The 15,165-nt window shown below is 43.2% G+C and carries 14 protein-coding genes; 3 read left to right on the forward strand and 11 right to left on the reverse strand.

All coding sequences use genetic code 11. The annotated features are described in order from the left end of the window. Positions 1-2: 2 nt before the first annotated feature. Together LZG71_RS18915 and LZG71_RS18920 are read right to left on the reverse strand one after the other, a co-directional pair. Positions 3-1,103 carry an efflux RND transporter periplasmic adaptor subunit gene (locus LZG71_RS18915; RefSeq protein WP_233822986.1) on the reverse strand — a complete coding sequence of 367 codons (1,101 nt, stop codon included), beginning with the start codon at positions 1,101-1,103 and terminating at the stop codon, positions 3-5. A 51-nt stretch (positions 1,104-1,154) separates the two neighbouring features. Beyond that, on the reverse strand, positions 1,155-2,453 hold the full coding sequence (locus LZG71_RS18920) for a TolC family protein (RefSeq protein ID WP_233822988.1): 1,299 nt from the start codon (positions 2,451-2,453) through the stop codon (positions 1,155-1,157). A gap of 368 nt (positions 2,454-2,821) precedes the next feature. Between LZG71_RS18920 and LZG71_RS18925 the strand changes: the two genes are divergently transcribed. After that, positions 2,822-3,244: a hypothetical protein gene (locus LZG71_RS18925; RefSeq protein WP_233822990.1), complete on the forward strand. Its 423-nt coding sequence runs from the start codon at positions 2,822-2,824 to the stop codon at positions 3,242-3,244. Between the two features lie 133 nt (positions 3,245-3,377). Here LZG71_RS18925 and LZG71_RS18930 read toward each other — a convergent pair whose 3' ends face one another. Both LZG71_RS18930 and LZG71_RS18935 read right to left on the reverse strand, forming a co-directional pair. Then, on the reverse strand, positions 3,378-4,286 hold the full coding sequence (locus tag LZG71_RS18930) for an RES domain-containing protein (protein ID WP_233822992.1): 909 nt from the start codon (positions 4,284-4,286) through the stop codon (positions 3,378-3,380). Between the two features lie 383 nt (positions 4,287-4,669). Continuing rightward, positions 4,670-6,094 (reverse strand): prolyl oligopeptidase family serine peptidase, encoded by a 1,425-nt coding sequence (locus LZG71_RS18935; protein WP_233822994.1) that lies wholly within the window; start codon positions 6,092-6,094, stop codon positions 4,670-4,672. Between the two features lie 36 nt (positions 6,095-6,130). Between LZG71_RS18935 and LZG71_RS18940 the strand changes: the two genes are divergently transcribed. Further along, on the forward strand, positions 6,131-6,358 hold the full coding sequence (locus LZG71_RS18940; RefSeq protein ID WP_233822996.1) for a hypothetical protein: 228 nt from the start codon (positions 6,131-6,133) through the stop codon (positions 6,356-6,358). A gap of 44 nt (positions 6,359-6,402) precedes the next feature. Here LZG71_RS18940 and LZG71_RS18945 read toward each other — a convergent pair whose 3' ends face one another. The 7 genes from LZG71_RS18945 to LZG71_RS18975 all read right to left on the reverse strand — a co-directional run bounded on the left by LZG71_RS18945 (position 6,403) and on the right by LZG71_RS18975 (position 14,632). Further along, entirely contained in the window at positions 6,403-7,419 is a 1,017-nt protein-coding gene (locus LZG71_RS18945; protein ID WP_233822998.1) for an FAD:protein FMN transferase, read from the reverse strand. 496 nt (positions 7,420-7,915) lie between these two features. Next, complete coding sequence (locus LZG71_RS18950) at positions 7,916-9,091, reverse strand: ABC transporter permease (protein ID WP_233823000.1); 1,176 nt, start codon at positions 9,089-9,091, stop codon at positions 7,916-7,918. A gap of 23 nt (positions 9,092-9,114) precedes the next feature. Further along, a complete protein-coding gene (locus LZG71_RS18955; protein WP_233823002.1) occupies positions 9,115-10,074 on the reverse strand; it encodes an HlyD family secretion protein in 960 nt (319 codons plus the stop codon). Positions 10,075-10,101: 27 nt separating this feature from the next. After that, positions 10,102-11,484 (reverse strand): TolC family protein, encoded by a 1,383-nt coding sequence (locus LZG71_RS18960; protein WP_233823004.1) that lies wholly within the window; start codon positions 11,482-11,484, stop codon positions 10,102-10,104. Between the two features lie 532 nt (positions 11,485-12,016). Further along, positions 12,017-12,586, reverse strand: coding sequence for a Crp/Fnr family transcriptional regulator (locus tag LZG71_RS18965; protein WP_233823006.1), 570 nt, complete (start codon positions 12,584-12,586; stop codon positions 12,017-12,019). Positions 12,587-12,678: 92 nt separating this feature from the next. Further along, entirely contained in the window at positions 12,679-13,413 is a 735-nt protein-coding gene (locus LZG71_RS18970) for a DUF481 domain-containing protein (RefSeq protein ID WP_233823008.1), read from the reverse strand. 211 nt (positions 13,414-13,624) lie between these two features. Beyond that, complete coding sequence (locus LZG71_RS18975; RefSeq protein WP_233823010.1) at positions 13,625-14,632, reverse strand: LLM class flavin-dependent oxidoreductase; 1,008 nt, start codon at positions 14,630-14,632, stop codon at positions 13,625-13,627. A 134-nt stretch (positions 14,633-14,766) separates the two neighbouring features. Here LZG71_RS18975 and LZG71_RS18980 point away from each other — a divergent pair, with 134 nt between their 5' ends. Further along, positions 14,767-15,114, forward strand: coding sequence for a helix-turn-helix domain-containing protein (locus tag LZG71_RS18980; RefSeq protein WP_233823012.1), 348 nt, complete (start codon positions 14,767-14,769; stop codon positions 15,112-15,114). Positions 15,115-15,165 lie beyond the last annotated feature (51 nt).

A 15,165-nucleotide genomic window follows, 5' to 3' on the forward strand; every position in this document is an offset into this window, starting at 1 on the left:
AGTTATTTATCCGAAGAATTCAACGTCTCCGAGAAAAGAAGAAGTTGGTTGTTGATGACCACTTTTTCGCCTGCTGAAATACCATTTTTAAGGAATACGCGGTCGTTGTCCTTCACATCCACGGTCACTTTGCGTGGTTCCAGCGATTGGTCGGGTTTCTGTATCAGCAGATAGTTTTCATTGTTGTGAAAGATGAGCGCTTTGGCAGGAACACCAATGGCCGTTTCGCTCATATTTTTCTTTACAACAGCTTCGATAGTCAACCCCGGTTTAAATTTGAGTTCCTTGTTTGTCATTAAAATTCGTGCTTTTAAAACCCTCTCATTGGGATCAAAAACCTGCGAAATTTCGGAGATAACACCTTCAAACTGCTCACCCGGATATGCTTTGGATTTAATGGTCGCTTTCATTCCTTTTTGGACAAAAGGAAGATCAACTGCGTAGACATTGGTGGTTACCCATACATCGGAAAGATTGGAAATCGTAAACAGATCTGAGTCGCTTCCGCTGATCTGCGTGCCTGCCGAGATGTTATTTTCAACCACATATCCCCCAACAGGTGCCAGGATTTGGAATACTCCTTTTTCGGAACTTGCATTGTAAAAGGACAAATTCGACTGCACCTTGTCAATCTCAGCTTTCAGAATGGCTACTTCACTTTGCGCCTCCACCAAATCCTTTTCCGAACCGATCCGGTCTTCAAACATCGACTCCGAAATGGTTAATTTTCTTTTGGCAACATTAAGCTGCGATTCCAGGGTTTTGCTTTGCGAACTGAGGTCTGTCAGTTCACTGCTCCGGAGCTCAGCGAGTACCTGTCCTTTGGCCACTTTGTCGCCGAGAGAAAAGTAAGTTTTTGTAATTATTCCGTTAACCAGACTGGCATAATGGACCACCTGATTCGGGTTGTATTCGATCTGGCCATTGAGTCTGATGGACTGCGTTACCGGCTCCATTTCAACGGTATAAGTGTCAACAGGTCTGGCAGTCTCAGTGGTTGTTTTTGGCTTTTGCTCCACAACCTCTTCCGGAGTAGAGTTGCAACCAGAGAGTGCCAGCGTAATAACGGCGAACGCCAGTAACGAGCGTGATGAGTTCAACATGAGGATGATTATTTACTAAAATGAATGACGCTGAATGAGTTCAGCAGGTTTTTAATTTATATCAGATGCAGTCACAAATGAGAGTTCTTCCCGGTTGTCTAGCAACTGTTTTAACGTGACCAGGATGGTACGTTTATTGGAAATGTAGGCGTCGAAAAAATCCAGATATTCAACCATATTGATCTGTCTTTTCAGGAAATATTGAGTATAGGTTTCAAATACCTGATCCAGATCCGCAGCATATTCTGCATCCAGACTCTCATAAGCGATGAGCCCTTTTTTCAGATCGCGGAACGTGTTGGTTACTTCCGCTTCGATCACCTTATTTTTTTGATCTGTTGCGACTTTGGCTTTTTCAATACCAATCTTGCTTTCCAGAATAGCACCCTGGTTCCGGTTGAAAACGGGTAAATCAATTTTTGCCCCAAAACCGAAAAAGTTCAGCAGGAAATTACCACCCCGGTCGTAGTTCATGCCCAGCGTTACATCAGGCTTGCGGAGTGCGTATTCCAGATCATATTTTTTCTCAGACCATTTCTGCTCCAAAAGACTGATCTTTCCATCCGGACGATTTGCGTAAGCAGTGGCGAGGAGTTGGTCCAATGCCAACATTTTCAGAGATTCAACGGCAGGACTAGCCTGGGTTTCGGCAACGAGGTAACTGCTTGCCGGCAAATTCAGCAGGATCGCCAAATCTTTTTGAACGCCGTGAACTTCCATTTGGGATTCCACAATCTGCTGGTTCAATTCAATGCGAAGTGCTTTAAGCCGGAATACTTCCTGTTTGGCCAAATTGCCCTTTTTGTATTGTTTCTCGAATGAAATCAGCAGTTTATCCAGAGATTCCAGCTGGGTATTCAGCACCGATAGATAAGCCTGCTGGTACGACAACTCAAAGAAATTTTTTCTCAGCTGTGTCTTCAATTCCCTTACCAGTTCAGCAAAGTATTCGCTGGCGATATCCCGGGACACCGATTCAAGCGCGACGCGTTTTCTTCTTTTTCCACCGGTTTCAATAAGCTGGCTCAAATCCGCAGTAAATTCCCTGTTCTTTCCAAAATTGCCGAACAGCGGAGGAATGGTTTCGCCAGAAGAAAGCTGATTTTTGGTAGTCCAGAGATTGACTTCATCCAGACTGAATTCCGGATTAGGCCATAGTTTTGCCTGGATAATCTGCGCCTCAGCCTGCTGCATACTCAGCTTCTGAGCGACCAGATCGAAGTTATTAGTAAGAAATAATGCCTCTGCCTCTTTTTGGGAAATCCTAAGGGTATCCTCAGTTTGACCAAATACTTCGGTAAAAAACGGGACTGACAGAAGGAGTATGAAAGTTGCAATGTATGCCTTCAAAACAAATGGGTTTGATAAAGGCACAAAATTAAAAGCCACAGATTAGAGGCTTCTTTAAGGTAAATTATAACTGCATGAGTCCTACATTAAAAGTAAATGAGAGAATTTATTAGAAACGGCTAAGGAGTTTAACACTGCACCGTTGTGCGGAGTGTTAAGAGTAGACTTCCATAAATCTTTACATTTCTAGGGACCAAAACTTAACAAGACGGTAAATGATCTCTATTCGCAGTTTTTGCAAACTAGGGATAACGGGTGAAGACTTGAGTAATTAGAATTGTTCTATATAAAATATATCACTTGTTGCGTATACACACTATCGTTACCTTTGTAAGGTTATAATAATTACACACACAAATTAAGCATTTATGAAACTATTAACAATTGCAATTAAAGATGAGCTTCTTGATCACATCATTAAATCAAGAAACGAGGCGTTTTTCGAGCTGAAGAATTCTTATGTAGAGAAAACCTTCGGGGTTTCAGGTGGGCTAGTTTATAGCTTTTTGAGCGAACTTCAAGACATTGGAATGGTTAGAAAATTGTCAGGATGCGATTCGAGTTCTGTTGCCTTCACAATATCTTCCTTAGACACATTTTATGAAAATGGTGGTTTTGCAAAACAAAACAGTATCAAAAACCTCTTAGAAGACAAGCTGCTGTATGAAGTGAATGACATACTGAAAAACGGTGATCAGAAGGAAAAACCAGAAATCCTAAAAAAGGTTAAAGGGCTTTTGCCAATGTTAGATACTTGTATAGCCTTAGCGACTTTCGTTAAAGGTGAATAATTTAATGCACCAAAAACAACAATTAGCCCGGTCATCAAGATCGGGCCTTTTTTTAGCCTCCTGTCGGGATCGAACCACTGTAAAGCGATCCGTCGATAAATTCATGACAAATCGGTCATGATTAAGAGATGGTTTAAGGGGCAAATTTATCTGCTGCTATTTCAAAATCTTTAGTTGTTGTAATCTTTTCTATTTCGAAATCTATTTTTCGATAAGGAACCTCAGGAGTCTCCCAAATACGCGTTACCATGGTGAAAGCTATTTCGAGCAAGTCAAGCTTTTGATGAACCATTGAATCGGCCATGGCTAAGTTCTTCTGTCCGTTACGAATTTTAGTGCTGGGATACCATACCGAATCAATGTGATTCGCCTCTCTTTTAGTATTACCTACGAAGATTTTTTCAGAAAATAATGATGAAAAAATGTAATTCCTTGGGTCTTTACCTTCAACGGTCTTGACAAACTCCTCAGTTAAGAATTTAATGTTTTCGGTTCGGACCCGATCCAGGAGTACATCACCAGTAGACTCTCCCTTTATAAAGTGGTCATAAATAGTTGGGTAGGTAGGGTCATAGGGTGTAACGTCTGGGTGGAATATTTGACAACAATTCATTTTTTGATCTGGCTTCAGTTTCCATATAGTCATTGTAAGTACATCCCCTTCTTCAGGGACAGCCTCCATTATAGCAGCTTTAAGTGAATTTGAAGCGTAAAATATCGGTACTTCCAAGGAATTACACCTACCAATTGTTTTAAGAAATCTTTTCGGAGGACCTGTTAATTGAGATATCTTATCAAGATATTGTTCGTTTCTGCCAGTTATTCTTTTATTAACTGTCACCCGATAGAACTTTTGATCCTGATTAAAATTGCCGATCCAATAACCCCAGGCGCTGAAGTAATCATTTATTTCACTCTGCAAATCAATGTACTGCTGATCACTAAGGCTCTCGATTCCAGCCTTGCTAATGTTGCGAAAATATTCTAGCTTTTCTAAAACGTCTTGGAGTTTATGGACATTTTCACCACTTATTTCATCCAAACTTGTTAGATTGTTAATCCAGGTCTTTATCATTTTGCTATATCTCAGAAAGGTTTAATAGTTAAAGTAGGCAAAGTTGGCTTAATAGTTTGTATTGGAAATTTAGACGTCTTATTGAAATACTTTCGTTTTGCTAGACAGCCAATGAATAAAGTTAATTTTAATTAAGATGCTTTTGCGTCAAAGAATAAGTTATTAGGAATAAATGCAGTACCGGTGTGTTTGCGTTGACCGTTATAAAATTCTATATATTCTTTCCCCGGTTGTGCGGAGTGTTCACTCCCCGAACTTGAAATACGTACCGTCACAGACGGTGAATGACCTCTATTCGCAGTTTTTGCGAACTACGAATAACGGGGGATTTAGCTTTAATAATCTTTGGCTCATTTCATACCATCTCGTTGTGGTTCACGCACTCGTCTCTGAGCAAACAGCCAATCTAATATTCCAGGCGTAGCATTCAGGCTTGGATTAAGATAATGTCCAACTTCCGGAAACTCAGTGTATTGTGGCTTTCCACCCGCCTGTCGGATCGCGTTAATGACGTTTCTCGAACCTTCAACAGGTACATTGCGATCTGTTTCTCCATGAAATGCCCAAATTGGCACATCCACCATATTTTTTGCCATAGCAGGATCGCCAGCTCCACTCAATGGAATAGCAGCGGCAAACTCACCGGGACGAGTCCCAATAAAGTGCCAGGTTCCGTATCCACCGAGCGAATGGCCAGCTACATAAACCCGGTCAGGATCAATGTTGTATTCTGTTTTGAGGGCATTTAGTAGGTCAAAAACGATCGTATCACGGGTTACTACGCGTGGAATCCCACCCCAGCCGGCTCCATGCATGATCTGTGGAGCAACAATGAAGACCGGATATTTTTTTCGATTATGCGGCTCAGTCAGCTTTTCGATTTCCCAACTAGCCAGTTGCTTGATATTGTCTGTCCCATAACCCGCTCCTCCATGCAGACTCAGCAGCAGCGGGTACTGTTGTGTAGAATCATAACCCTCCGGCGTTAGTAGCCGGTATGAAAGCGTATCACCATGTTGACCTTTGAAAGTCAGCGCTTTAAAAGATTGAGCCTGAATGAGAGCCTGTGGTTGCGGGCGAGTGGCTCTTATTCCTTCGCCCATCAGGTGTACACCCAAAAACAGGAATATGGACAAAGCCAGTAGTCCGACTATGACGAATAGGTTTGGCTGCCGTGATTCTGATGATTTCGACTCAACCGCATGAAGCTGACGAAAGTAACCGATTAAAAGCAACGGCTGTAAACTCGCAAAAAAGGATAAACATAGTTGCCACTTTTCAAGCGCTGGTGTACTCCGCCCCTCGTGCATCTGCGCTGACCAGATTAACAGGGCCAGGGAAGCGCACGATAACAGGAAGCCTAACGCACCGGCAGCCTTCAACCACCCGTTTTTCCCTGAGCGAGAAAACACCAGGGTGCCGGCAGCTGCAAGTGTGGTAGCAAGATCAAATACTAAAACCAGAGGATAGTAGGGTTGAAACACCCTTGTAAGCGGAAATATTATGCAATAGACTAATACTGCGCGCAGCAAGGCGGTAAAAAATGCGATACAACCCGTTACAAAAGCTACACGAAAATGCTGATCATGGTAAGACCGTAATACGAAGACTGTTGCAAAAGACGATACGACATTGGCCAGTAAAAAATAATGCGAAAACGAGTTCTGTGTTACCAGGTCAGCGCCAGCTATGATCGATAAAATGCAGTGAAAAATGCCCATCGCCGAGGAAAGACCCAGAAAGAAAACGGCATTATTATGGAATGTTTTTGTCATACAAGCAAAGTCCTGATCGCTTACCCATTAAGGTAAATGTCCAGATATTTTACTTCATTTATGATCACTTTGTATAATGATCAGGCAACCAACGGCAAGGATACAATCCTGACCTGTTGTGCGGAACATTCCAACCGCGCCGCATCGGCTCTGAACTTGAAATACATGACCTTGTGCGACGGTAAGATACAGTCAGTCGACCTCCATGAATCTTTACATTTTTATGGACGAAAACTTGTAAAGACCGTCACAGACGGTAAATGACTCCTATTCCGCAGTTTTTGCAAACTAAGAATAACGGGTGTTCTTCACCTCAAGTCCAGCTTCCTTTTATCAGAATAAAACACTTTCCCCTTGTCAGTAACCAGAATACAATTGTAGTCAGGATGTTTTCTGATTAACTCCAAACCTGCCTCCTTACCCAAAACCATGAGCGAGGTACTGAACCCGTTTGCCATTTCTGCACTTGGTCCGAATACCGTTACGCTGCTCAGTCCCGTTGCGGGATAACCTGTGGCGGGATTGATGATGTGGGAATACCTCTTGCCATTAAAAGTGACATAATTCTCGTAACTCCCCGAAGTTGTCAGCGCACCATGCTGCAATTGAATGGTTCCTAAAAGTTGGTTTGGTTTTCCTGGATTCGTAATGCCAATGTTCCAGTCGCTGCCATCTGGCTGTGTTCCCCAGGTGGTCATGTCGCCCGACGCATTCACAATGCCCGCTTTGATGCCTCGTTCCAACATCAGACTCCGGCCCTTGTCGGCAGCATATCCTTTTCCTATTGACCCAAAACCGATCTTCATTCCTTCCAGGCGAAGAAAAACAGTAGAATTGGTACTGTCCAGAACGATGTTTTGGTAACCTACTTTCTCAACCGATTTTTTGACCGCTTCCGGCGTTGGCATTTCGGTCATGGAACCATCAAACTTCCAGATTTTATCCATCGCTGCAAAACTGATATCAAAAGCGCCGCCTGTCATCTCCGAAAGTTTAATCGCTCTTTGTGTCAATTCAAAAACCTCTTTATTCACTTTTACAGGCTGGATTCCTGCATTTCTGTTTATCTCCGAAACCTGCGTCCCAGGAATCCATTCCGAGATCAGGTTTTCAATGCGACTTATTTCAGCCACGACCAAATCAATAGACTGTACCGCCTCAGCAGAATCATTGGCGACAACGGTGATGTCAAACTTGCTTCCCATGAGCATGGTGGTTCGTTTGCGTAACACCTGTGCCTGGGCGTTCAAGCTACTTAAAATCAGGAAAACGAAAAGTACAAGTTGGGGCTTCAGTGTATATTTTCTCAAAAACGCGATGTTCATTTTTATCGTTCTAAAAGATATTCTGACCGGCAATTTGAGAAATAATTCGCAGCCTGCCCTGCTCCGGATAACGTTATAGCTATATTTTTACGGTTCTAGATGGATCATAATGGATAGAATACTTTTTCGCCAACCGAAAATAGTGACTTTGGGATTGGGATCGGCCTTATGCAAATTAGGGAAACGACTTGCTCAGCCCGTTAAAAACAAAAAACTGTTTGACGACGGTAGGAGGAGTTTTTTTTGTTCAGGTGATGAGGGAGTCGTTTCCCGTTAAGATTTGCATTCAGCCTTGACTTTTTTTGTTACTTTTTTGTGTCAAGACAAAAAAGTAAAATCTATCGAAATGCGATAAATCCGATTTTTATCTCACCCACTGCAAATCATAACGAACCATATTTTTTACTTTACGTATGTCTTAATTAAAAAAAGACCAGCCACTAATCCATTACAGATTTCCGACTGGTCTCTCATTCTTTTGTTCTTGATTTATTTCTTATGCCTCTATCCTCTTTTCCAACAAACCTGTACGCCACATTCTAAATTGTAAAGCTGCCAATGCGAGAACTCCGTAAACAGCGATCTGTATTCCAAGATGTTTAATGTACGGCAATACATTTTGCAATGTGCCGTGCTCAATCAACAGTATTTTATGTGCATTCAAAAACGGAGTCAACGGGATCAGATTGGCAATAAACTGAACGCCTTCCGGCATGGATGCCAACGGCCAGCTGAAACCACCGATCAGGAACGCCGGGGTTGAGAACATCATTAGAATTTGCGTCGCTTTGAGTGCATCGGGAATGATGACACTGAACAGTATTCCCATAAAAGTAATGGCCAATACAAACAGCGAGGTGGTAACCAAAAATGGCTCAATCGACAACGGAATCGGTGCCCTGAACACACCATGCATGATGTAATAAAAACCCAGAATACCAATTGTAAGCAACCATATCGGTAACGATTTTACAAAAACTGCAAGACCGGCATTGCGTGTATATCCCATCAATTCTGACCCGAAAGTTTTGTTTTGAACCTCAGCCGCAAAACTGACAGCGAAAGCCAGCAACAAAACCTGCTGCAAAACAACCGCAAGCACAGCCGGCCACATGAAGGTGAAGTAGTTTCCGGTCGGGTTAAAAAGCCGTATGTAATTTGCCTTAAAAGTTTCATATTGCGTACCTGCCTGTGAAGCAGAAACTCCTTTTTTCATCAATCCCTGTATTTCAATTCCTGCATTAAAAGTGCCCATTACGGTCTGCACACCCTGAGAAGCCATATTGGCCGTAAGCAGGTTCGAGGTATTGATGAACGTATTCACTTCCGGATATCTTTTTTGCAAAATATCTGCTTCGAAACGCTCCGGAATGGTAATCGCAAGCACCGCATTTTCATTGATCAGATCCTGTTGCGTGCCCGTATTCTCAGGCTTCACTTTCACGATATGAAGGCGTTCGTTGTCTTCGATCATGTCCATCAGGTGGTTGCTCAGCGGACTGTTGTCTTCGTCGACCACAATCACCGGAAGGTTCACAACCTTTCCTTCTTTGTATACAAAACCGATCAGTACCGCGTAAATAATGGGTGCAAATATCATTACAGAAAGTAACGTGCTATTGCCGAAAAAGAGTTTAAACTCTCTTTTCACCATTGGGATGAAATTCTTCATTTTAATTACTTTTTAGGAGAAACTTAAAGTACCACGGTAGCATTGGCCAACAGGTTTTCGGCCTGTTTCACATCTGCCGGAGTTATTTTTAATTCATATACTGCATCCTCAATCTGGTAGTCGGGATAAGCAGTGGTTACGTCTGCATACCGATTCAACTGTTTGATATTCTGTATTCTACCCTTCGTTTCCGTTTTGGAATAAGGAATCTTTATTGCGATTTCATCCCCCTTTTTATAAGCGGCAATACGGCTTTCCGGAATGGTAAAACGGAAGTAAGTGGTTCCCGGCAAATAGCCGCTAAAAAGCGGGTAGCCAGCTGTTGCAAGTTCTCCTTCACGCAGACTTACCGTTTCCAATTGCATGTCATTTGTAGCAATGATGTAACGTTCCGAATACGCCACTTCCACCTCCTGCAATACGCCCAGCGCCTGGTCTGCCTGTCCCTGGGTTGCATTTTGGGTTTCTACCCGCACTCCTTTTTGCGCTTCATTTAATTCCGCATTTACAGCTTCCAGCTGTGCTTTGGCTCCCTGGTATTTGGCAATCATTTCATCGTGTGCCTGTGGCGTAATCATGCTGTCGGCAAACATGGCCTGGGCTCTGGCAAATGATTTTTCGGCAAAGGCAAATTGCTGCTGCATACCCGATTGTTTGGCGCGAAGCTGTTTAAGCTGGTTTTCGGTTGCGCCGTTACGGCTTAGCGATCTTTGTGCTCCGGTTGCTTTTACAGCTCCTTTGGCCTGAGCCAGTTTGGCATTCACCTCCGGGACATCCAGCATAGCGAGTGTGTCTCCACGTTTAACGAGGTCGCCTTCCTGTACATATACTTTCAAAATACGGCCGGTCACTTTGGGTGAAAAAGCCAGTGTTTCTCTTTTTACTTTTCCTTCCAACGGGCGCTCCGGCTGTTGCGAGCAACTTATACCGATCAGCGAAAAGCCTGCGATAGTGATATAGGCGAAGATTGATTTCGTATTCATGATATTTCGATTTTTCAGTTTGGTATTTTATTGAATGGAGGCGACATTCAGGCTGCCGGTCGCTTTTAACAACTCCACCGCTACACGGCGCTGGTTAAAAACTGATTGCAAGTATTCCAATGCTGCGGTTTGGTAGTCTGTCTCCGCTCCCACCAGATCCGTGGTTTTGATAAGCCCGGTTTTGAATTCTTTCGCTGCCTGTGTCAAGGCGTTCAGGGAAGTCTGCCTCTGTTTTTCCCTGACATATATTTCCGCCCTGGCAGAACTCATTTCTGTTTCTTGTTTGATCAGATTGAGTTCCAGTTTTTCCATGGCTTCTTCACGTTCATGTTCTACTTTTTGCAGCTCAATTTTGCTTTGCTGCACTTCCCTTTTACCCTTATTTCCATCAAACAAATCCCATTTAAAGCCAACCCCAATGTTAAAATTGGGCATCAATTCCAGTTTATTTGTTTTCAAAGTCATGGTATTCCCGGTTGGGAAAGGCTCTTTTGCTTTCAACTGAATCCCGAACATATTCAGATAACCCAATGATGTTGAAGCCTGTACTTTTGGTTTCCACCAGCTCTTTGCGGCGTCTATCTGATAACGGTGCGCGTTGATACTCGCGTTGAGCGCCGCAATCTCTGGTCTGCCCATGATCGAGCGATCGTCTGCCGACTCGTTGAGTGGTGTAAGTTCATTATTAATGAGTGCGATACGATCGGTCTCTAAACCCGTATATGTATGCAGCAAATGAATGAGCAGCGTACGTTTTCCTTCATACTGCTGTATTTTGGCATCGAGCTGAGCCTGCGCTACTTCTATTTTTTGGTATTCAAATTTCGTAATCAAACCATATCCAAAAGCTTTTTCAGCGGTTTCAGCATTGAGGCGTAACCTGTTTTTACTTTCGTCCAAAACCAGTTTCACCTGTTTGAGCAGAGCAAGCTGGTCGTAAGCGGTACTGACATCAGCTATAATCTGCTGTCTGTCTTTTTCCAGCATCGCAGTCTGCCCTTTTTCCTTTTCGATCAAGGCTTTTTTGAGTGCCGGAACTTTTCCACCTGTGTACAAAACCACATCGGCTTTCAGACCGCCGGTTACCAGATTCGCACGGTTCGTAAAAGCATCATCCAGAGCCGGTAACGCTATTCCAAGTTCAGGAACGGAGTTGGCAGGCGCTTTGGCGTTGATCCCTGCAGCCATAAAGGCATATTTGCCCGACAAATCCAGATGAGGTAAATAAACCTCTCTGAGTTTTTGCTGATCTACATGTGTGAGGCCAATATCCAGTTGCTTTATAGCAAGGCTGTGATCTTTTTGAAGTGCTGCTGATACGAGTTCTTCCAGATTGGGTGCCTGCTGTGCTTGCAAGGTTGGGCTAAAAAAAGTAGCCAGCCCAAGTCCCCATTTCAATATCCTGTTCATAAGGTTCGATTTGCATTTTATGATGATGCAAAATTCCTCATGTTCAGGGTTGTTTCTTTTGATCTAAATCAAAAAACGCTTTGAGGGTGGTGAAGAGTGCTGTGTGGGCAAGGTGGATTTTGTGGAAATGAAAGTTTAACCGCAATAGGCGCTAAGGTTTTGCGCAATGGACGCGAGGGGAATTTTGATTGTGTAAGGGTAAACGCATTTAAAGATTTTGTTGGATAGCTCTATTCTTTTTAATTTACCCACCCCGCCCTATCGGGCACCCCTCCAAGGAGGGGATTTGCACTCCATTCCCCTCCTTGGAGGGGCGGTCCGCCGCGCGGTGCCCAAAGGGCGGGGTGGGTAATTGCCCAACGGACAGAACATCCGCCGCAATTGCTATATTTCAGTTGACAAAAGCCTAAATGCGTTTGCCCTATGATTATGCTGAGATTTATGGTAATAAGGTTAAAGATATACCGATACTAAAATCTTTGTGACTCTCTCCTTTTCTCTGTGCAACTCTGTGTCCCTCATCAACAACATATCACACCGTCCGCTTAGCCCGGATGCGGCTTAGCGTTTCTTGTGTTATTCCGAGGTAGGAGGCGATGTTGCCGAGAGGTGCGCGCTGTAAAATGCTTGGCTGCGATTCGTTCAGTTTTTGGTAGCGCTCTTCGGCACTTAGAAATTGAAGGGCAACGATACGGTCGGAGGTTTTGAGAAGAAATTCTCGCAGAACATGGTTTTCAATAAGCCTTATTTCCAGAAAATTCTCCATCAGGTTCATCAATCCGCTGTGGCTTACGGAATGTAAAGTGCAGTCTTCCAGCAATTCCAGATAATAACGGCTTGCTGTTCGTCCAAAAAAACTTTCCGGGACTGTCACAAATTGTCCTTCTGTATAAAATCCATAGGTTACATCCTTTCCTTGCTTGTTAATGTAATACATCCTCACCAATCCACTTTCAATAAAATACAGATGGTTGACAAACTGTCCCTGCTCGCAAAGATGTTTTTTTCTGGGATATTCCAACCGCTGAAAACCTGATATGATACCCGCTTCCGCAACTTCTGAAATGGGTGTGATGTGTTTGAAGTATTGTGTAATATCCATGGTTCCGACTTTGTCTGCCTAATATGTCGAGATCATGGCGCATTTCCAAAAAATACAGCTTTTGGCAATACGAACAAACGGATAAAATCTGTCTAAAAAAACCGCTCAAAAGCGATACCGTAAGTAAGGATAAAGTTCTCCTTCTTAGTCCGGCTGATCAGGTTGTAGTTCAGGGCGGTGTTGAGCGTTACCCATTTCCAAATTTTAAAACCGATGTTCAGATTGCTGGTTACAATGTGGTCTTTTCGATCTATGAGCGATGGCTGCCAGAAACCAGCACCGGTCACCGTTACCAGTTCCTTATGTTTCCAATTGAGTTGCAGTCTCAGTGAGTTTCGCACTGTCTGGTATCTCACTTTCACACTGTCTGGCTGGGTGATGTTGCTGTGTTCAAACAGCAATCCGTCGCTGACACTGAACATGAATCCTTCTTTGTTAAAAACCCGGTATGCAAGTCCTGCTCCGGACTGAACCTGCTCACTGATTTTCAGAGAGAAACTGGAAGTAAAGTTGACAAGTCCCCAGTAATAGAAATCCGGAATCTTTTGGTTGTATACATTAAAGTCTACTGAGCTGTTGAAATCGTTATTGGTCCTCGTGTCCAAAGTACCTCCGTTAAGCCAGGCAGCGTTGGAATTCATCACAAAACGTTTCTTTTTCACGCTGTAATTGGCACTGTTGTTCAGAAGATAGGTTGTGCCATCGGCAGTTTTATTAAATGTCCCGGAGGTCGACAGTCTGACACGATGATTGAGAGAGTCACTAAATTGTCCGTAGACAGTACAAATGCAGGTAAAAAAGCAAAAAACGATGAGCTTGTATTTCATTGTATTGAGTGATGGTGGCCGACAAAGATTGGCATTTCACAGGCAAATGCCATCAGAAATGCATCAAAATTCGGTTTCAGTTAAAGAACAATACCAATCCTTTACATGTGATGAAACAAAAAACAAACGGCCATTTGCTATGACCGTTTGTCAGGATAAATACAACACTTTGGGTAATTCAATCAAAGGTTAGCTGCTACCATCAAGTTATTTATTGGTGTTCATTTATTTCCTCCATCACTTCGGCAAATAACTTTGCCGATTTGATCCTGTCTTCGGTGGCGTAGGCTGTTGAAACCATGATGAGCTCATCCACCTCCGTTTCTTCAAGGAATGCCTGAATTTCTGTTTTAACCGTTGCCTTGCTTCCCACAAAGGAATATTTGAGCATTTGCTGTAAAGTAGGATGTGTCAATGCATCTCTCAAATCATAGGTCAGTTCTGTTGGCGGATGTAAACCTTCCGAATTTCCGGTAAGCACACCTATAAACATCCTGATCAACGTAGTGAAAAGTTGCTGAGCCTGTTCATCAGTGTCAGCAACAAATACGTTGACACCGGCCATTGTGTAAGGTTTTTGCAGAAACTCCGAAGGCCGAAACTGTTCCCGATAAATCTTTAAGGCACTATTTAAATGTGTCGACGCAAAGTGACTGGCAAATGCATAGGGCAAACCTTTTGCAGCAGACAAATATGCGCTGTCTGTACTGGATCCCAGGATATATATCGGGACATCGGTGCCTTCGGCAACACCGGCTCTCACTTTTGAACTTTTGTTTTCAACCGAAAAGTATTCCTGAATCTTGGCAACTTCCTGCGGAAATAATTGCGCTGCCTGCCTGAAATCGGAACGGATAGCCTGAGCCGTCAATTGGTCTGTGCCGGGAGCCCTTCCTAGTCCTAAGTCTATGCGGTTGGGATACAAATGAGCCAACGTCCCAAACTGTTCGGCGACAATTAAGGGAGAATGATTTGGAAGCATGATACCACCTGAACCCACTCTGATCGTCTCAGTATTTTCCGCAACATAACCGATCAGAATACTGGTTGCACTACTGGCTATGTGTCCGGAATTGTGATGCTCTGCAAACCAATATCGTTTATAATTTAATTTCTCCGCTTCTTTTGCCAGAGCGAGTGAATTATTCAGTGTCTGTTTGATCGTACTGCCTTGCGGAACAAGCGCAAGCTCTAAAATCGAATAATCTATATGTTTCATGTATTGCTTTTTATTTTGTCGAAATTTTCCGCCACAACGACCGCGGGAAAATCCGTTTTGCAAATTTACAACATTTTGCTTTACTTTGTATAGTACTATACCAAAGGAAAGTAAATCAATTAACGGCGAAGCTCATGGCACAAAAGAAAATGTACTGCGATTGCCTTAACACGGTGAAGCCTGTCCGTGATGCGCTTGACGTAATCAGTGGCAAATGGAAGTTGTCTATCATCATCTCCGTGGGCGTTGGCAATGACCGGTTTACCGATATACAGGATAGCATTCCCGGCATCACTCCCAAAGTTTTGGCCAAGGAGCTGAAAGACCTTGAGCAGCATAAACTTATAAAGCGTAACATCCTCAACGAGTATCCCGTGAAGATCAGTTATGTATTGGAGCCTTATGCCGATACACTGACACCGATTATTTATTCACTCAAAGATTGGGGGCTGAATCATAAAAAGAAGGTACTTGAAGATTAATTGTCTATCTGCATAATGAAACTCAACGGGCCTGGATTCTTCAGTCAAGCC

Origin of the sequence: Dyadobacter sp. CY312 (assembly GCF_021390535.1) — a bacterium.
Taxonomy (GTDB): Bacteria; Bacteroidota; Bacteroidia; order Cytophagales; family Spirosomataceae; genus Dyadobacter.